Genomic DNA, 18,310 nt, shown 5'->3' on the forward strand with positions numbered 1-18,310 from the left:
TTTGGAGGTATGAATTATGAACCGATATGGAAAACGCTGTGTTTTGTATCCGAGGGTCAGCACAGAGATGCAAGTGGACGGATACAGCCTGGAAGGTCAAAAAAATATGCTGACACGATTTGCGGATCGTGAGGAAATGATCATTGTTGATACTTATGAAGATGCCGGTAAATCCGGTAAATCTATTGAGGGACGGCCTGCCTTTCAAAAAATGCTCAGAGATATTGAGGATGGCTTGGACATTGACTATATTTTAGTGTATAAGCTGTCACGGTTTGGCCGTAATGCAGCAGATATACTTAACTCTTTGGAGTTGGTTCAATCTTATGGTGTAAATCTGATTTGCATAGAAGAAGGGATTGATTCCTCTCAGACAAGCGGAAAACTTTTGATTTCTGTACTATCTGCTGTGGCTGAGATTGAGCGTGAGAATATTATCGAGCAGACGATGAACGGGCGGCGCGAAAAGGCACGGCAAGGTGGATGGAATGGTGGCTTTGCTCCCTACGGGTATACACTGGAAGATAACAAGCTGATGATTGAAGAAACAGAGGCTGTGGCAATACGGAAGATTTTTGAATTATATACTTCATCGGAAATCGGTTTGGGTGGTATTGCGAATCAGTTGAACTTACAAGGCATACGGAAAATTCCGAGGCAGAATGGCACATTAGAGGATTGGACAGGACATTTTATTAAACTGATATTGGATAACCCGGTTTATTGCGGTAAAATTGCCTATGGACGGAGAACGAAGGAAAAAGTCAAAGGCACAAAAAACGATTACCAGATGAAAAGAAATGACGATTACATTCTGACAGAGGGACAGCATAAAGGAATCGTTAGTGAGGAGGTATGGGAAAAGGCTCATGCCAAGCGTCTTAGAACCGGAGTAAAGCAACCGTCAAAAATTGGGCGGGATCGAGTTCATTTGTTATCAGGTCTGCTGAAATGCCCGGTTTGTGGAAGTCCCATGTATACGAATAAACACGCATGGACAAATAAAGATGGCACTTACAAAGAAATTTACTATTATGTATGTAGTCGGAATAGGATGGTCAGGGGTAAGCATTGTGAATATAAGGCAATGCTGAAAAAGACCGATATTGAACCGATGGTCATTGAGGCAATTCGTGAGATCGTAAGGAATGAGGAATATGCCCAGGCCATTAAAAAACGGATTGGCGTTCAGATTGACACGAAAGCAGTGGATAAAGAACTGGAGGGCTATCAGGCAAAGCTGAAGGAAGTTGATCTGAATAAAACAAGATTGGAACGGGAAATTGACAGTCTCCCTGCTGATGCAAAATACCGGGAACGAAAGCTCCATGATATGACCTTGCGGTTAGATTCCCTATATGATGTCATTGTTGAGCTGGAGGAAAAAATCGAAGATGCCAGACTTCGGCGAGATGCAATTAAGCAACAGGCAATTACTCTTGAGAATATTTACAAAATCATGGTGAATTTCGACTGCGTTTATAATATAATAAATGACGAAGAAAAGAGAAATGTGGTCACAGCCTTGATTAAGGAAATTGAAATTTACAGGAATGACGAGTCTGAATATCCGCTAAAGCGGATTGGCCTGAATTTTCCGGTGTTCAAGGATGGCGGGGAAGTTACGGAACTTTTGTGGGACAAAGGGAATACCGTTGAATGGAGGGATCTCAATGGAACAGCGTATTGCCGACCTTCGGTGCAAGGAGATCATCAGCATCAACGACGGGACGCGGTACGGATTCGTGGGTGATGTGGAGGTAGAGCTGGACACCGGCCGGATCCGGGCCTTAGTGGTGCCGGGCCGCCTGCGGCTGTTTGGCCTGCTGGGGCGGCGGGAGGACCGGCTCTTCTCCTGGGAGAGCGTGCGCCGCTTTGGAGAGGACATCATCCTGGTGGAGGAGCATCCGAGGCGTTTGCCGGAGGAATAAATTTTTTGTTCGCCCGTTTGGTATGAAAAGCATGCTTTTTTTTCACAAACGGGAGGAAACGTCAGGAAATAGTAAAGGATGTTCCGGAAGGGGGCACCGCCCTCCGGAATCGGGGACTTTACGACGCTAAAAGATGTGATATAATAACGGGTATAGTTTAGGAACGATTTTTAAACTTGTTAGTATGTTAAAAAATGCACGAGACAGGCTGGGGGAACTATTATGTGCGGAATCGTAGGATTTGCAGGAAAAGAGGAAGCGGCGCCCATTTTGCTGGACGGCCTGCGCCGTCTGGAATACCGGGGATATGATTCGGCCGGTGTGGCCGTCTATCACCCGGAGCGGGGTCTCCAGGTCATCAAGACCAAGGGCCGCATCCAGGCGCTGGCCAACCAGGTGGAGGCCGCCGGCGGCATGCCCGGAAGCATCGGCCTGGGGCACACCCGCTGGGCCACCCACGGAGAGCCCTCCGACGTCAACTCCCACCCCCACATGAGCCAGAACGGCCGCATTGCGGTGGTACATAACGGCATCATCGAAAATTATGCCGAGATCAAGGAATTTCTCCAGTCCACCGGCGTGCATTTTGTCTCCCAGACCGACACGGAAGTGGTGGCCCAGCTGCTGGAATACTACTATGACGGCAACATTCTGGACGCGGTCACCAAGGTGCTCCACCGCATCCAGGGGGCCTATGCCCTGGGCATCCTGTGCGCCGACTGCCCCGACCGGCTGATCGCCGCCCGGAAGGACAGCCCGCTCATCCTGGGCTTTGGGGAGGGATTCCACCTCATGGCCTCCGACGTGACGGCGGTCATCCGCCACACCCGGGAGGTCTGCTACCTGGACGACGGGGAGATCGCCGAGCTCACCCCCGACCACTGCTGGGTGTACGACGCCTATCTCCGCCCGGTGGAAAAGAAGCACCACCAGGTGGACTGGGAGATCTCCGCCGCCGAAAAGGGCGGATACGAGCACTTCATGCTCAAGGAGATCCTGGAGCAGCCCAAGGCCGTGCGGGACACCATCTCCCCCCGCATCCAGAACGGGGAAGTGGTCCTGGACGGGGTGGAGCTGGACGCGGACTATCTCCACGGTCTGGACAAGATCTATGTGATCGCCTGCGGCTCCTCCTACCATGTGGGCGTGGCGGCCAAGTACATTCTGGAAAAGCTGCTGCGCAAGCCGGTGGAGGTGGCCCTGGCCTCCGAGTTCCGGTACTGCGACCCCATCGTGAGCAGCCGGACCCTGGCCCTGGTCATCAGCCAGTCGGGCGAGACCATCGACACCCTGGCCGCCCTGCGGGAGGCCAGACGGAGGGGGGCCCGGGTCCTGTCGGTGGTGAATGTAGTGGGCTCCACCATCGCCCGGGAGTCCGACGAGGTGCTCTACACCTGGGCCGGGCCCGAGATCGCGGTGGCCACCACCAAGGCCTACTCCACCCAGCTGGCCCTGGTGGATCTGATCGCCCTGTACGCCGCCCGGCAGATGGGGACCATTCCCGATGCGGAGTATGCCGCCGCTGTGGCTGCCCTGGAGGGGCTGCCTGAGCTGCTGGAGAAGGTCCTGGAGCAGCGGGAGCAGATCCAGTATCTGGCCTCCCTGTACTTCAACCACCCCTCGGTCTTCTTCATCGGCCGCAACCTGGATTACGCGGTGGGGCTGGAGGGCTCCCTCAAGCTCAAGGAGATCTCCTATCTCCACTCGGAGGCCTACGCCGCCGGAGAGCTCAAGCACGGCACCATCTCCCTGATCGAAAACGGGACCCTGGTGGTGGCCCTGGCCGGATACGCCCCCCTCTTTGAAAAGACCATGAGCAACGTGGTGGAGGTCAAGAGCCGGGGGGCCGACGTGCTGGGCCTGACCATGGAGGGCTTTGAGAAGCCCATGTCGGAGGCGGTCAACCACACCCTCGCAGTGCCCGCGGCCCATCCCATGCTGCTCCCCTCCCTGGAGGTGGTGCCCATGCAGCTGTTTGCCTACTACGTGGCCCTGATGCACGGGTGCGACATCGACAAGCCCCGCAACCTGGCAAAATCGGTGACCGTGGAATGACGGCACGTTTTTGACAAAGCGCCCCCTCTTCCGCCGGGAAGAACGGACGTAAAAAAGATCTGGAGGTATCCTGAATCGTGAAAAGACTGCTTGCACTGACGCTGTCCCTGGCTGTGGCCGGCACCCTGACCGCCTGCGGTTCCGCGCCCTCTGACTCCTCTGCGCCCTCTGGTTCCCCCGCGCCGACCCAAGAGCAGAACTCTGCACAGCCTGTTGTGATCAATTACGGACTCTCCAACCCGTGGGATTCGCTCATGCCCTACAACAGCCCCTCGGGCAGCAACTACTCCCGCATGATTTACGATAAGATCTACGACCGGCTGGTCTTTGTCCACGCCGACGGCACCCTGACCCCCAGAGCGGCCAAGTCCTGGGAGAGCGCCGCCGACGGCCTGGCGGTGATCTTCCACCTGGACGAGAAGGCCGCCTTCCACGACGGCACTCCGGTCACGGCCCAGCACTGGGTGGACAGCATCGCCCTGGTGACCAACCCCGACTGTCCCGCCCTGGGACGCTCGGCCTTCGCCGTGCTGGCCGGCACCGACAGCACCGGCGCCGCCGTGGCGGGGGAGAAGCTGGGCGCGGAGGCCCTGGACGACACCACGCTGAAGCTGACCTTCAAGAACGTGACCACGCCCGAGGACTTTTTGCTGGACAAGAACCGGGAGTTCTACGTCCTGCCCACCCATCTGCTGGAGGGGACCGACCCGTCGCAGGTGATGGAGCTGGACCTGTGGAAGGCCCCCATCGGCTCCGGCCCGTGCAAATTTGTCTCCGAGGTGGCGGGCAGCACCCTGACGCTGGAGGCCAATCCGGACTACCAGCTGGGCGCGCCCGGCTTTGACCAGCTGGTCATCACGGTGATGGACAAGTCCAGCCTCCTCACCGCCCTGATCGCCGGGGATCTGGACTACTACGGCATCGGCGGCAGCGTCACGGCGGACACCGCCCCCGCCGCCACGGAGGCCGGGCTGACCGTGCAGGAGGGCACGGTGCCCAACACCTTCTATGAGCTGATGCTCAACAACGAGACCATCTCGGATGCCCGCATCCGCCGGGCCATCGAGCTGGCCCTGGACAAGGAGCTGCTGAGCGAGCAGTCCACCGGCGGATACGGCACGGTCACCGGCACCTCGGTGCTGCCCACCTGCGCCAGCTACGCCGGAGACTACAACACCCCCTACGACGTGGAGGGGGCCAAGGAGCTGCTGACCGAGGCCGGGTATGACGGGACCACCTATACCCTGGCCTGTGCCTCCAACCGCGCGGGTCTCGCCGCCCTCATGCAGCAGGAGCTGGCCGAGGCCGGCATCACCATCACCATTGAGACAGTGGACTCCGCCACCATGTTCTCCGGCATGGCGGACGGCACCTATGACATGGGCATCGCCAGCCATACCCCCAGCGCTCTGCCCCTGTGGTTCGTGGAGAGCCGGTTCACCGAGAACAACAACATCTTCCACGTCCAGGACCTGAGCGAGGTGTCGGCCCTCATCCAGGCGGTGAAGGAGGAGACCGACCCCGATGCCCGCACCCAGGCCGTGAAGGCGCTGGAGGACTGGATGGCCCAGGAGCGTCCCTTCATCCCCCTGTGGTTCGGGACGGCCCTCCACGTGGAGTCCCCCACGGTGAGCGGCATCGAGTACACCGCGGCCAGCTTCTCCAACGAGAACGTGTGGGAGTGGGTCAAGAACTGACGGCCGGACCAGACGCCCGGCGGTGAAATTTGGAAAACCTCCGTAAGAGCCTGCGGGCTCTATGCTCCCCCACCGGGGAGCCGGAAGTGTAGGAGGAAACAATCGTGCTACATTATATCCGCAAGCGGCTTTTGACGGTGATCCCGGTCTTTTTTGGGATCACACTGTGTGTCTTTCTCTTTCTCCATCTGGGGCCGGGGACCATCGCCGACCTGATGGGGGACGGAAGTTCCTTCAACGACACGGACCGGGCGGCGCTGGAGGCCCAGCTGGGCCTGGACCAGCCCTTCCTGGTGCGCTATGGCCACTGGCTGGGGGACCTGCTCCAGGGAGATCTGGGCAGTTCCTACCAGACCGGCCGTCCGGTGGCCGAGACCATCGGACAGCGGGTGGTCCCCTCACTGATCCTGACGGGGACGGGCGTAGTCCTGGCGGTGGCCCTGGCCATCCCCCTGGGGGTGGCGGCGGCCTGGAAGCCGGGCTCCTTCTGGGACAAGCTGGCCTCCGGGTGCGCCATGGTGAGCTTTGGAGTGCCCGGGTTCCTGCTCAGCCTGATGGCGGTCTATGTGTTCTCCATCACGCTGGGCTGGCTCCCCTCGGCCCGGATGTACACCACCGGGAGCACGGGCACCCTGCCCGACCTGCTGCGGCATCTGATCCTGCCCGCGGCGGTCATCTGCGTGAGCAATATGGGAGAGCTGGTCAAGCAGACCCGCTCGGCCTGCCTGGAGACCCTGGGGGAGGACTATATCCGCACCGCCTGGGCCAAGGGGCTGCGGGGGCGGGTGGTCATGGTGCGCCATATGTTCCGCGGCTCCCTTATCCCCATCGTGACCACCGTGCTCAGCCACATCCCCCACATCATCGGCGGCTCGGTGGTGGTGGAGCGGGTCTTCGGCTGGCCGGGGATGGGAAGTCTCATGTTCTCGGCCATCAATAACCGGGATTTTACCATCGTCATGGGCGTGACGGTGGTCATCGCCCTGACCGTGCTGTGCACCAATCTGCTGCTGGACCTGGTCTACGGACTGGTAGACCCCAGGGTCCGGTATGGGAGGTGCGGCGGATGAGGCGGGGAGGAATGGCCGGCATCTGGAGCCGGTTTTGCCAGGACCGCCGGGCGGTGGCCGGGCTGTGCATCCTAGTGGCTGAGATCCTGTGCGTGCTCCTTCTGCCCCCCCTGATGGGGCTGGAGCCCAATGTGACCGACCGCTCCGCAGGCTTCTGGGCGGCCCCCTCCGCGGCCCACTGGCTGGGCACGGACGATGTGGGCCGGGATCTGTTTGCCCGGCTGGTCTGCGGCGGGCGGATCTCCCTGCTGGTGGGCTTTGCCGCCGCCGGGATCAGCGTGGCGGTGGGCGTCCCCCTGGGACTGCTGGCCGGATACCGCCGGGGCGCGTGGGAATTCTGGATCATGCGCTGTGCCGACGTGGTCCAGAGCTTTCCCAGCATCGTGCTGGTGCTCTGCCTGGTGGCCATGGTGGGCGCGTCGGTGTGGAACATCATTCTGGTGATCGGACTGCTGGGGTGGACCTCCATCGCCCGGCTGGTCTACGGCAACACCCTCTCCATCCGGGAGAAGGAGTATATCCTGGCGGTCCGGGCGCTGGGCGGGAGCACCGCCACCATCCTGCGGCGGAACGTCCTGCCCAACGCGGTGGCCCCGGTGTGGGCCGCGCTGGCCCTGCGGGTGGGGCGTGCCATCCTGTCCGAGTCCAGCCTGAGTTTTCTGGGCGTGGGCATCCGGACCCCCCAGGCCTCCTGGGGCAACATGATCCAGTATGCCACCAATCCCGTGGTCTTCGCGGGAAAGCCCTGGGTGTGGATCCCGCCCAGCATCTGCATCGTGGTGACGGTGTTCTGCCTCCAGTTTATCGGGGACGGCCTGCGGGACGCCATGGACCCCAAGTGGGTCCGCACCGCGGGGGTGGCCGAGTCCCGCGGCGTGTGCCACGAGACGCCCGAGGAGCTGACCCAGGTGGAGCACTGCGCCGTGGAGACGGAGGAGCCCGACGGCCGGGTCTGTGCCTTTGGCCGCAAGCGGATGAAAACCCATCATTTGACCTGAGAGAAAAGCAGCGGTCCCGCTTCCCAAACAGGAGGCGGGACCGCTTTTTAGTTTGCCCGGTATTCGATGTGGAGCCGTCCCCCGGGCAGCGGGATGGAGGCGGCATGGGAGCGGGGGGTGAGCCGGGTTGGGAAGGGTCCCTCCCGGGCCAGGGTGTCCATCCGGAACACCGACAGGAGCACCCCTGCCAGGAGGAAGGAGGGAATCTGCCCGGCGGGCGCGTAGGAGACAAAGGGGAGGGGGAGGGCGTTGGACAGCGGGCTGCACCCCAGGTTGCCCAGCCAGTAGAGGATGCCCTGGAAGAACAGGGGCCACAGGGCCGCCCAGGCCAGCAGGCGGCCGGAGGCACTTTGCAGGGCCAGAATGCGGCGGGCGCAGAGGAAGAAAAAGAGCAGGATGCACAGCAGAGCCGCCCAGAACACCACGCTCCCCATCCGGGAGGCCAGATTGGCCAGCATCAGGCTTATATCGTGGTAGAGGGCGGTGACCCGGTAGCCAGTATCCGTCCCCTGGAAGAGGGAGAGGCTGTCCCACAGGGAGCGGAGGGTGGCGTACAGATAGCCCGCCCCGTCCCGGTCCGGGTGCAGGAAGGTCTGGAAGCGCTGGGAAAAGAGAGCGGCGTGCCGGAGGCAGAAGGCCCCGGCCAGGAGGCACGGGGGTACCCAGATTGCCAGCAGGCCGGTCCGGCGCTTCAGGGAGAAAAACCCCTGCCAGACAGCGGCAGTCAGGACCAGAAGCATGGAGGCGTAGAGGATGGCACAGACCTCCAGCGCGGGAAAGAGGGCGGGGACCAGCGCCCCCAGGAGCATCACCGGATGGCAGAGGAGGAGGGAGGGGAGGCCCCGCCCGGGCCGGGCGCTGAGCCAGGCGGCAAAGAGAAGAGGGACAAAGAGAAAGAGGTAGAGGAGCCACCGTCCGGGTGCGCCGGGGAGGGCAGACCGGGAGAGCGGGGCAGTGAGGCACGCGGCGGCGAAGGCCAGGACCAGCAGCAGGAAGCAGAGGGGGACCCACCGCCGCCCCTTCCGCAGCAGGCGGGGATAGTCACACAGCCAGACCGCCCCCATGCCCAAGAGGCCCAGGGAGATTCCCAGATACTGCTCCGGCCCGTTGTAAAAGTGCGAGTTGGTAAATCCGTGCAGCACAAGGCCCACAAACACGATTCCCACCAGAAAGAGGACGATCTCCCAGCGGGTTTGGGGCCGGTGCAGGCGGTCCAGCTCCCGACCCACGGCCACCGGGTCCCCCATCTCTTCCACCGCCCGGGCGGCGGCCTCCTCCGGGGAGAGCCCCTGGTCCAGGAAGTCCCCCTCCTGGTCGGCAATGTGGTCGGAGAGCTCCCGGAGGAGATAGGTGCGGGCCCGGCCCCAGCGGATCTCCCGGCCCACGGAGTGAAGGTAAGTCCGGATCACATCACGCTCCACACAGGGCACCTCCTTCCAGTACGCCCCGCACCGCGTCGGCATAGGCATTCCACTCGGATTTCTGCTCCTCCAGGGCGGCGCGGCCCTGGGGGGTGATGCGGTAGTAGCGGCGCACCCGGCTCCCCGGCGCGCCGTCGTCGTAAGAGGTGACCCAGCCCTGCTGCTCCAGGGTGTGGAGCAGGGGATAGAGGGTCCCCGCCTTGAGAGCAAAGACCTGGTTGGAGCGCAGGTGGAGGGCCTCGATCATCTGATAGCCGTACATGTCCTGTCCGGCCAGAAGGGCCAGCAGCAGCATACCCAGCCCGCCCGGACCATGCTTTTCCCGGGGCATATGCATTCCTCCCTGATAGATAGATTATCTATATAAGATTATAGATAGATGATCTATCTATGTCAAGAGGGCGGTGGGGCTGATCTGGAGGAACGGGCCGAAACAGAAAACTGGGACCGCTCGCATCCGAGCGGTCCCAGTGGCGCAGAGACAGGAGAACGGGATGGGAAACACAGTGTGCGGTCCCTTAAAATCCCATGTTGCTGGACAGGTCGTCGGCCAGATTTCCCATGTTGCGCATGGCCTTGCGGGCGGTGCGCTTGAGGTCCTTTTTCTTGGGAGCCATGGCCATGCTCAGTGCGGCGCCGGCCACCATGCCCAGGCCCATCAGGCCCATACCGCCGAGAACGGGATGATGATTCATATGGTTTACCTCCTTACTTGAGTCTGCTGTTATTCTTCCCGAAAACCAGCAAAAATGCGTTGCTAAATCCTGAAAGTCACGGTATAATAAAAATGGATTTCCGGGCGATGGTGCGCCCGGAGGACCTTCATTCAGACAGGAACCGGATGCGGCCCCCAGGGGCGGTCCGGAGCAAGGGGCGGGGGAGGAACCTGGTCCCTTTTTCTATGTTCAAACGACCAGATTAATATGGTATCAAACGGGATACTGATCATGAGAAAGGAGTGATGGCGTGAAGCTGTTGATTCAACAGGGACGCCTGGTGGACCCGGTGAGCGGGATCGGCGGCGTCATGGACGTCCTGGTCGAGGACGGGAAGATCGCGGTCCTGGGCAGCGACATCCGTGATCCGGAGGCCGAGGTGCTGGACGCCCGCGGATTGACCATCTGTGCCGGCCTGGTGGATATGCACGTCCACCTGCGGGACCCGGGACAGGAGTATAAGGAGACCATCGAGACCGGCACCCGGGCGGCCGCCCGGGGAGGCTTTACCTCGGTGGCCTGTATGCCCAATACCCGTCCGGCCATTGACTGCGCGGAGCAGATTTCCTATGTCAAGCGCAAGGCGGAGGAGGCCTGCGGGGTCAACGTCTGGCCCATCGGCGCGGTGAGCCGGGGGGAGAAGGGCGAGGCCCTCACCGATTTTGAGGAGCTCAAGCAGGCGGGCGCGGTGGCCCTCTCGGACGACGGGATGCCGGTGCAGAACGCCAATCTCATGCGGGACGCCCTCATCCTGGCCCACCGGCAGGACCTGACCGTCCTCTCCCACTGTGAGGACGCCGACATGGTGAAAAACTATGCCGTCAACGAGGGACGGGTCTCCCGGCAGCTGCGTCTGCCCGGCCGTCCCGCCATCGCGGAGGAGATCATGGTGGCCCGGGACGCCATGCTGGCAGAGGAGACCGGCGCGGCCGTCCACATCTGCCACATCAGCACGGCCAAGGCGGTGGCCATCGTGCGCCGCTACAAGAAGAAGGGGGTCCACATCACCTGTGAGACCTGCCCCCAGTATTTCTCCCTCACCGAGGACGAGGTGTTGGAGCAGGGGGCCATGGCCCGGGTGAATCCCCCCCTGCGCACCCGCGCCGATGTGGAGGCCATCATTGAGGGCCTCAAGGACGGCACCATCGACGCCATCGCCACCGATCACGCCCCCCACTCTGCCGAGGAGAAGGCCCGCCTTCTGGAGGAGGCCCCCAGCGGCATGGTGGGCCTGGAGACCGCTCTGGGCGTGACCCTGACCTACCTCTACCACACCAAGCACATGCCCCTGTCCGACATCCTGCGGAAGATGACCCTGAACCCGGCCTGCATCCTGCGGATCAACAAGGGCCGTCTCGCCATCGGCGGGGACGCCGACATGGTGATCTTCGATCCCGACGAGGAGTGGACGGTGGACCCGGAGCAGTTTGCCTCCAAGGGCCGCAACACGCCCTTCGGCGGCCACAAGCTCAAGGGCAAGGTAAAGTATACCATCGTGGGCGGAAAGATCGTCTACCAGGACGCGTAAGCCCGGCAGATCCCGCCCCGGAAGAGAGAAAATAGAAAAGAAGGAGAACATTCACATGTCTTTTGATGCACTTCAGGAGAAGATCCTTGCGGTAAAGAACCCCACCGTGGCCGGCCTGGACCCCAAGCCCGAGTATGTGCCTGAGCACATCCGCAAGGCCGCCTACGCCGCCCACGGCGAGACCCTGGCCGGCGCCGCCGAGGCCATCTGGCAGTTCAACAAGGGCCTGATCGACGCCCTGTGCGACATCGTCCCCTCGGTCAAGCCCCAGAGCGCCTACTATGAGCGCCTGGGCTGGCGTGGCATGGAGGTCATGGAGCGCACCATCCGCTACGCCAAGGAGAAGGGCATGTACGTCATCGCCGACATCAAGCGGGGCGACATCGGCTCCACCGCGGAGGCCTACAGCGACGGCTGGCTGGGCGCCACTCAGGTGGGCGAGCAGAGCTGCACCGTGTTTGACGCCGACTGCGTGACCCTCAACGGCTACATGGGTGCCGACAGCGTCAATCCCTTCCTGAACACCTGCAAGGAGTATGGAAAGAGCTGCTTCGTGCTGGTCAAGACCTCCAACCCCGGCTCCGGCGAGCTGCAGAATGTCTCCGCCGGGGAGAACGACACGGTCTACGGTCTGATGGCCGACCTCATCGAGAAGTGGGGCGCGGGCACCGAGGGCAAGTACGGCTACACCATGGCCGGTGCGGTGGCAGGCGCCACCCATCCCGAGGAGCTGCGGCAGATCCGCGCCCGGATGCCCCACACCTTCCTGCTAGTGCCCGGCTACGGCGCTCAGGGCGGCACCGCCGAGGATGTGCAGTACGCCTTCCACCAGGGCGGCAAGGGCGCCATCGTCAACTCCTCCCGCGGCATCATCTGCGCCTGGAAGAAGACGGGCCACAACGGCGAGGACTACCAGGAGGCCGCCCGCAACGCCGCCATCGCCATGCGGGACGATATCTGCCGTTTCATCACCATCGAATAAAAAAGCGAAGAGAGCGCCATTCTGCGGAAGGAGGGTGTGCATATGGACTGTCCCATCTGTCACAGAGCCATGGAGCCCGGGAGCGTGAAGCTCCGGACGCTGGGGGGATTTATGAGCAGCCGGACCACCCTCACATGGTATCCCCGGAAGGCATCCGAGAAGCGCGGACTGGGCGCCATCCTGCCCGCTGTGGGGAAGCAGCTGTCCGTCATCAGCGGGATGCAGAGTGAGACCTGTCCCGACGCCTGGTACTGTCCGGCCTGCGGGCACGTGATGGCGCTCTTTTCCGCCGATCCATGAACATAACATAGAAGAGACAAGGGCGTGATACCAATGAAAGTGGAACGCAAGTGTAAGATTGTATCCAAGGAGTGGCTCAACCAGGACGCGGTGTATATGGTCCTGGAGGTGGGCGACATGGTGCGTACCTCCTGCAAGGGACCGGGCCAGTTCGTCCATGTGAAGTGCGGCGACGGCCTGCTGCTGCGCCGTCCCATCTCGGTGTGCTCCTGCATGGAGGACGAGCCGGAGGACACCCTGGCCATCGCCTTTGAGGTGCGGGGCGAGGGCACCGCGTGGCTCTCTGAGCGCCAGGTGGGGGATACCCTGGATGTGCTGGGCCTGCTGGGCAACGGCTTCCAGGTCCGGCCTGAGGGCCGCTACCTGCTGGTGGGCGGCGGCATCGGCATCCCCCCCATGCGAGGCTGCGCCCAGTACACCCAGGGCCGCTCCACCGCCATCCTGGGCGGCCGGTCGGCGGACAAGGTCATCCTGCAAAACTGCTTCCAGGACGAGTGCGCCAAGGTGCTCGTCGCCACCGACGACGGCTCCCTGGGCTACCACGGCTTTGTGGACGCCCTGGTGCGCCAGGAGCTGAGCGAGGACAAAAACTACGACGCGGTGCTGGCCTGCGGTCCCAAGCCCATGCTGCGCAATGTGGCGAAGGTGGCCGAGGAGTTCGGCGTGCCCTGCCAGGTCTCCATGGAGGAGCGGATGGGCTGCGGCGTGGGCGCCTGCCTGGTGTGCGTGTGCGACATGAAGGACGGCACCCGCAAGCACGCCTGCAAGGACGGCCCGGTGTTTGATTCCAAGGAGGTGGACTGGGATGCATAATGTGGATCTGTCGGTCACCCTGGCCGGGATGACCATGAAAAACCCGGTGGTGGTGGCCTCCGGTACCTTCGGCTTCGGCCGGGAGTATGGGGAGTTCTATGACCTCTCGGAGCTGGGCGGCATCTGCGCCAAGGGCCTGACCCTCCACCGGCGGGAGGGCAACCCCGGTCCCCGCATCGCTGAGACCCCCATGGGCATCCTCAACTCCGTGGGCCTCCAGAACCCCGGTGTGGACGCCTTTATCGCCACTGAGCTCCCCTTCCTGCGGCAGTATGACGTGAAGGTCATCGCCAACATCTCGGGCAACAGCCCCGAGGAGTACGGCGTGATGTGTGAGAAGCTGGCCGAGGCGGGGGTGGATATGATCGAGGTCAACATCTCCTGCCCCAATGTAAAGGCGGGGGGCCTCGCCTACGGCACCCGGCCCGAGCTGGCCGCCGAGGTCACCGAGGTGGCCAAGGCCCACGCCGGGCAGGTGCCCGTGATGGTGAAGCTCTCCCCCAACGTCACCGATATCACCGAGATCGCCCGGGCGGTGGAGGGCGCGGGGGCGGACGCCCTCTCCCTCATCAACACCCTGCGGGGCATGCGGATCGATGTGAACACCCGCCGCCCCATCCTGAAGATGAACACCGGCGGCATGTCCGGTCCCGCCGTGCTCCCCGTTGCGGTGCGCATGGTGTGGGAGGTCTCCAACGCCGTCAAGATCCCCGTGCTGGGCATGGGCGGCGTCTCCAAGGGCGAGGACGCGGCCCAGATGATGCTGGCCGGCGCCACCGCCGTGGCGGTGGGCACCGCCTGCTTTGCCGATCCCTACGCCCCGCTCAAGGTGCGGGACGGCCTGGCTGAAATCGCCGCCAGGCAGGGACTCTCCGCCGTGTCGGAGCTCACCGGCGGCGTAAAGCCCTGGTAAGACGCGGAGAGGAGGCGCGGAACATGGAGGACCACTACTATGTATCCCTGAGCCTGGAGGAGTGCATCGACCGGGTCCACGCCGCCGTCACCGGCAGCATCACCGGCGAGCTCATCGACCGGTATGAGGTCCCCCATCCCAAGGGCGGGACCTGCGTGGTGCTGGTCTACGAGAAGCACTACTGGCGGGCGGGCAACCGCCTCACCCTCACCGTGGTGCTGGACGACTTTGCCGGAACCGACGTGACGCAGGTCCACTGTGCCGGCGGAGGCGGGGGCGAGGGCCTGTTCCGCTTTGACTGGGGCGCGGCGGGGAGCTTTGAGGACGCCGTCCACCGTGCCCTGGAGGCATACCGGCTCTGAGGCCGGAGAGACTGAGAGAGGGGGAGGAGTCCCATGGCTTGTACACTGTATATCGTCCGCCACGCCGAGGCGGAGGGGAATCTCTACCGCCGCATCCACGGCTGGTATGATTCCCTCATCACCGACAACGGCTACCGCCAGATCGCCGCGCTGGAGGAGCGCTTCCGGGACATTCCGGTGGACGCGGTGTACTCCAGCGATCTCTTCCGCACCAAGACGACCGCCGGGGCCATCTACCGCCCCAAGGGGCTGGCGCTCCAGACCCGGGCCGACCTGCGGGAGCTCTCCATGGGCGTGTGGGAGGACCACACCTGGGGCGAGGTGGCCCACTTCCAGCCGGAGCACTATCTCCGGTACAGCACCTGTGACCCCGGGTGGAAGAACGAGGGGGGCGAGTCCCGGCAGGAGGGCCGCCGCCGCATCCGCGCCGCCATCCTGGACATTGCCGCCCGGCATCCGGGCGAACAGGTGGCCGTGGTCTGCCACGGGGACATCATCCGCTGTCTCCAGGCCGAGGTGCTGGGGGTGCCGGTGGAGGAGATGCCCTCCCTGGGGCACTGCGACAACACCGGCGTGACCGCCCTGCGGGTGGAGGGGGAGCGGATGGAGCTCCTCTTCCAGAACGACAACTCCCACCTGCCGGAGGAGTGCTCCACCCTGGCCCGCCAGCGGTGGTGGAAGGACGTGCGCAACACCATGGGGGACGCCAACTTCTGGTTCCGTCCCCTCACCGCTGCGGATGAGGCCTTTTACTGCTCCCTCCACCGGGAGACCTGGACCGGGCTGTACGGCGCCGAGTCCGGCTATGACGCGGGGGCCTTCTTCCGGGACGCGCTGGAGGCCGCCGGGCGGGATGCCCGGGCGGCAAGCGTGGCCATGCTGCGGGAGGAGGCGGCCGGGGTGGTCCAGCTGGACCTCGCCCGGGACGAGGCCCAGGGAGCAGGCCACATCCGCTTTCTGGCCCTGGCCCCCGAGCGGCGGGGGAAGGGGCTGGCCCCCCAGCTCCTGGGACAGGCCGTGTCGGTCTACCGGGGCATGGGCCGGGACCGGCTGCGCCTGCTGTGCGCGCCGAAAAATGAGCGGGCCCGGCGGTTCTATGACCGCCACGGCTTCCGCACCATCGCGGCTCAGCCCGGACACCGGGGGAGTCTGGATCAGATGGAAAAATACATCGGCTATCGTCCGGACGCCCGGGGAGGGCTCCTCTGACGGGGCCCATTTTAAGACAAGACGAGGTTTTTATGAATCAGTTTTTACCCGTATCCAAAGAGGAAATGGTGGAGCGCGGCTGGTACTGGTATGACTTTCTGGTCATCACCGGCGACGCCTATGTGGACCACCCCACCTTCGGCCCGGCCATCATCTCCCGGGTGCTGGAGGCGGAGGGCTACCGGGTGGCCGTGCTGGCCCAGCCCGACTGGCACAGTGCCGACGCCTTTGCCGCCATGGGGCGTCCCCGGCTGGGAGTGCTTCTCTCGGCGGGCAACATCGACTCCATGGTGGCCCACTACACCGCCGCCAAGCGCCGCCGGCACGACGACGCCTATTCCCCCGGCAATCAGGCCGGACGCCGTCCCGACCGGGCCACCATCGTCTACTCCAACCGGGTGCGGGAGGCCTTTGGGGACATCCCCCTCATCATCGGCGGCCTGGAGGCGTCCCTGCGCCGGTATGCCCACTACGACTACTGGGAGGACAAGGTGCGCCGCTCCATCCTGGTGGACAGCCAGGCCGACCTTCTGACCTACGGCATGGGCGAGCGGGCCACCCGGGAGATCGCCAGGCGGCTGGCCAAGAAGGAGCCCATCTCCTCCATCACCGATGTGAAGGGCACCTGCTTCCTGGCCCGCAGCGCCGACGCGTGCGCCTATCCCAAGGTGGAGGTGGCCTCCTTTGAGGAGGTGGCCCGGGACAAGCGGGCCTACGCCCTGGCCAACCAGGTGGAGTATGAGGAGCACGACCCCATCCGGGGCCGGGCCATTGTCCAGCGCCACGGGGATGCCTATGTCATCGCCAACCCGCCCGCCATGCCCCTGAACACGGCGGAGCTGGACGCGGTGGCGGAGCTCCCCTATGTGCGGGAGCCCCATCCCATGTACGACGCCATGGGCGGCGTGCCCGCCATCGAGGAAGTGCGCTTCTCGGTGGCCCACAACCGGGGCTGCTTCGGGGCGTGCAACTTCTGCTCCCTGGCCTTCCACCAGGGGCGGATGATCACCTCCCGCAGCCATGAGAGCGTCATCCGGGAGGTGGAGATGCTCACGAAGCATCCGGGCTTCAAGGGCTATATCCACGACGTGGGCGGCCCCACCGCCAACTTCCGCCATCCCTCCTGCGCCAAGCAGCTGGAGCACGGCCTGTGCAAAAAGCGGGCCTGTCTGGCCCCCACGCCCTGTCCCAACCTGGACGCCGACCACAGCGACTATTTAAAGCTCCTGCGGGAGCTGCGCGCCATCCCGGGCATCAAGAAGATCTTCATCCGCTCGGGCATCCGCTTTGACTATATGCTGGAGGACAAGAATGGGGAGTTCTTTGCCGAGCTGGTCAAGCACCATGTCTCCGGCCAGCTCAAGGTGGCCCCGGAGCACTGTGTCAACGGCGTGCTGGACTATATGGGCAAGCCCCATATCCAGGTCTATGAGAAGTTCAAGCAGAAGTACGACCGCCTGAACCAGAAGTACGGCAAGGAGCAGTATGTGGTGCCCTACCTCATGTCCTCCCACCCGGGCTGTACCCTCCAGGACGCGGTGAAGCTGGCCGAGTGGCTCAACAAGACCGGACGCCAGCCCGAGCAGGTCCAGGACTTCTATCCCACGCCGGGCACCCTGTCCACCTGCATGTACTATACCGGCATCGATCCCCGCACCATGGAGCCGGTCTATGTTCCCACCGATCCCCACGACAAGGCCATGCAGCGGGCGCTCATGCAGTGGAAGCGCCCGGACAAGCGCCCCCTGGTACTGGAGGCCCTGCGGAAGGCGGGCCGGGAGGATCTCATCGGCTACGGGAAGGAGTGCCTGCTCCGTCCCGTCCACGGAGCGCCTGCCGGCGGACCGGCAGAGAGCCGGAAGAGCGCCGGGAAGGGCCGTACCGGGGAGAAGAGCCGGGGCGGCAAGCCCAAGCTCAAGCAGGCGGGCCTCCGGGTGGAGCACAACGAGTCCCACGCCAAGCGAAAGGCCGGCTGGGCCAAACCCAAGAGCAAGAAGAACGCCAAGCCCGGAAAGGGCCGTTAAGCGCGTGTCAATGGCAAGGCCGCCGATAAAGTGTATTTCTGCGCTTTGTGCTGCAAGAGCCTCGCAGAGTTCCGCCGTCCGCAGACGGCGGAAGAGGGTCGGATCGTGTTTTCCGGCGGCATGTACGTCGGAAAACACTCTGCTCAGGCCACAAGTGTGCGAGCGGAAGCGAGTGCGCGCAGCGGCCTGCATCCCCTCGAAAAAATGCTTGCATTTTTGAGAAGCGTGTCGAAGTTTTTCGACACGCGGAAGGCCGCCGCGAAACCATTTCGGTTTCGCGGCGGCCTCTTT

Annotated in this window: 17 protein-coding genes; 14 read left to right on the forward strand and 3 right to left on the reverse strand. The window is 63.3% G+C overall.

The window, feature by feature from the left end; genetic code table 11:
- Positions 1 to 16 precede the first annotated feature (16 nt).
- The 6 genes from GPK94_RS07470 to GPK94_RS07495 all read left to right on the forward strand — a co-directional run bounded on the left by GPK94_RS07470 (position 17) and on the right by GPK94_RS07495 (position 7,751).
- A complete protein-coding gene (locus GPK94_RS07470) occupies positions 17 to 1,753 on the forward strand; it encodes a recombinase family protein (protein ID WP_252192544.1) in 1,737 nt (578 codons plus the stop codon).
- Entirely contained in the window at positions 1,674 to 1,931 is a 258-nt protein-coding gene (locus GPK94_RS07475; protein ID WP_101693603.1) for a YlmC/YmxH family sporulation protein, read from the forward strand. Before GPK94_RS07470 ends, GPK94_RS07475 begins: the two co-directional genes overlap by 80 nt.
- A 222-nt stretch (positions 1,932 to 2,153) precedes the next feature.
- Positions 2,154 to 3,986, forward strand: coding sequence for a glutamine--fructose-6-phosphate transaminase (isomerizing) (gene glmS / locus GPK94_RS07480; RefSeq protein ID WP_215655379.1), 1,833 nt, complete (start codon positions 2,154 to 2,156; stop codon positions 3,984 to 3,986).
- Positions 3,987 to 4,063: 77 nt separating this feature from the next.
- On the forward strand, positions 4,064 to 5,683 hold the full coding sequence (locus tag GPK94_RS07485; protein ID WP_215655381.1) for an ABC transporter substrate-binding protein: 1,620 nt from the start codon (positions 4,064 to 4,066) through the stop codon (positions 5,681 to 5,683).
- 104 nt (positions 5,684 to 5,787) lie between these two features.
- On the forward strand, positions 5,788 to 6,753 hold the full coding sequence (locus GPK94_RS07490; RefSeq protein ID WP_193536372.1) for an ABC transporter permease: 966 nt from the start codon (positions 5,788 to 5,790) through the stop codon (positions 6,751 to 6,753).
- Positions 6,750 to 7,751, forward strand: coding sequence for an ABC transporter permease (locus GPK94_RS07495; protein WP_215655383.1), 1,002 nt, complete (start codon positions 6,750 to 6,752; stop codon positions 7,749 to 7,751). The genes GPK94_RS07490 and GPK94_RS07495 overlap by 4 nt, the downstream gene beginning before the upstream one ends.
- A 47-nt stretch (positions 7,752 to 7,798) precedes the next feature.
- On the opposite strand, the gene GPK94_RS07500 is transcribed toward GPK94_RS07495, so the two are convergent.
- The 3 genes from GPK94_RS07500 to GPK94_RS07510 form a co-directional block, all read right to left on the reverse strand.
- Entirely contained in the window at positions 7,799 to 9,172 is a 1,374-nt protein-coding gene (locus GPK94_RS07500) for a permease prefix domain 1-containing protein (protein WP_215655385.1), read from the reverse strand.
- Complete coding sequence (locus GPK94_RS07505) at positions 9,162 to 9,503, reverse strand: PadR family transcriptional regulator (protein WP_215655387.1); 342 nt, start codon at positions 9,501 to 9,503, stop codon at positions 9,162 to 9,164. The genes GPK94_RS07500 and GPK94_RS07505 overlap by 11 nt, the downstream gene beginning before the upstream one ends.
- Positions 9,504 to 9,690: 187 nt before the next feature.
- Positions 9,691 to 9,867, reverse strand: coding sequence for a hypothetical protein (locus GPK94_RS07510; RefSeq protein WP_180956924.1), 177 nt, complete (start codon positions 9,865 to 9,867; stop codon positions 9,691 to 9,693).
- 271 nt (positions 9,868 to 10,138) lie between these two features.
- Here GPK94_RS07510 and GPK94_RS07515 point away from each other — a divergent pair, with 271 nt between their 5' ends.
- From GPK94_RS07515 to GPK94_RS07550, 8 genes are read left to right on the forward strand one after another with little or no spacing between them, the layout of a single operon-like run.
- Positions 10,139 to 11,416 (forward strand): dihydroorotase, encoded by a 1,278-nt coding sequence (locus tag GPK94_RS07515; RefSeq protein WP_215655389.1) that lies wholly within the window; start codon positions 10,139 to 10,141, stop codon positions 11,414 to 11,416.
- Between the two features lie 55 nt (positions 11,417 to 11,471).
- A complete protein-coding gene (pyrF, locus tag GPK94_RS07520) occupies positions 11,472 to 12,398 on the forward strand; it encodes an orotidine-5'-phosphate decarboxylase (protein WP_193536383.1) in 927 nt (308 codons plus the stop codon).
- A gap of 42 nt (positions 12,399 to 12,440) precedes the next feature.
- Positions 12,441 to 12,698, forward strand: coding sequence for a PF20097 family protein (locus GPK94_RS07525; RefSeq protein WP_215655391.1), 258 nt, complete (start codon positions 12,441 to 12,443; stop codon positions 12,696 to 12,698).
- Positions 12,699 to 12,731: 33 nt separating this feature from the next.
- On the forward strand, positions 12,732 to 13,511 hold the full coding sequence (locus GPK94_RS07530) for a dihydroorotate dehydrogenase electron transfer subunit (protein ID WP_101693593.1): 780 nt from the start codon (positions 12,732 to 12,734) through the stop codon (positions 13,509 to 13,511).
- Positions 13,504 to 14,424 (forward strand): dihydroorotate dehydrogenase, encoded by a 921-nt coding sequence (locus GPK94_RS07535; protein WP_101693592.1) that lies wholly within the window; start codon positions 13,504 to 13,506, stop codon positions 14,422 to 14,424. Before GPK94_RS07530 ends, GPK94_RS07535 begins: the two co-directional genes overlap by 8 nt.
- A 23-nt stretch (positions 14,425 to 14,447) precedes the next feature.
- Complete coding sequence (locus tag GPK94_RS07540) at positions 14,448 to 14,786, forward strand: DUF6054 family protein (protein WP_186962843.1); 339 nt, start codon at positions 14,448 to 14,450, stop codon at positions 14,784 to 14,786.
- 33 nt (positions 14,787 to 14,819) lie between these two features.
- Complete coding sequence (locus GPK94_RS07545) at positions 14,820 to 15,995, forward strand: bifunctional histidine phosphatase family protein/GNAT family N-acetyltransferase (RefSeq protein ID WP_215655393.1); 1,176 nt, start codon at positions 14,820 to 14,822, stop codon at positions 15,993 to 15,995.
- Positions 15,996 to 16,027: 32 nt separating this feature from the next.
- Positions 16,028 to 18,019 (forward strand): YgiQ family radical SAM protein, encoded by a 1,992-nt coding sequence (locus GPK94_RS07550; protein ID WP_215655395.1) that lies wholly within the window; start codon positions 16,028 to 16,030, stop codon positions 18,017 to 18,019.
- Positions 18,020 to 18,310 lie beyond the last annotated feature (291 nt).

The sequence above is a fragment of the Pseudoflavonifractor sp. MCC625 genome, from assembly GCF_018784545.1.
In the GTDB taxonomy this organism is placed as follows: Bacteria; Bacillota; Clostridia; order Oscillospirales; family Oscillospiraceae; genus Pseudoflavonifractor_A; species Pseudoflavonifractor_A gallinarum.